Origin of the sequence: Citrobacter sp. wls714 (genome assembly GCF_005281025.1) — a bacterium.
Classification (GTDB): domain Bacteria; phylum Pseudomonadota; class Gammaproteobacteria; order Enterobacterales; family Enterobacteriaceae; genus Citrobacter; species Citrobacter werkmanii.
Window position 1 is genome coordinate 1 of the sequence record NZ_SZWZ01000084.1, and the last position, 334, is coordinate 334.

A 334-nucleotide genomic window follows, 5' to 3' on the forward strand; every position below is an offset into this window, starting at 1 on the left:
AACCGCATACCAGGCTGATAGCGGAAAATGTTACGATCGTGACTATTGGTGCTAGACCTGATTTATCTGCTGCCCAGCCAACAACCGCACTAAGAGTTCCCATAAACCCGACGTATAGCATGTAACGCATAGTTGTGGTTGATGCATTGAAGGTGAATTTTGCATTAGCAAAAAAACTAAACGACACAGCTACAGCGAATCCTGCAAAGTTACCTAGAGCCTGTCCCGTATGAAGTGCGTATATGCAAATGGCGAACACCACCCAATGAATTAGCGTGTTGAGAACACCTATTGATGTGTACCTGGCGAATAGCTTTAACATTATAAAAATCAG

The 334-nt window shown here is 43.4% G+C and carries 1 protein-coding gene; it reads right to left on the reverse strand.

Annotation, left to right across the window (positions count from 1 at the left end; translation table 11 throughout):
* Positions 1–322: GtrA family protein (locus FDX11_RS17475; RefSeq protein WP_137398304.1), on the reverse strand; the 322-nt coding region annotated here is incomplete at its 3' end.
* Between the last annotated feature and the right edge of the window lie 12 nt (positions 323–334).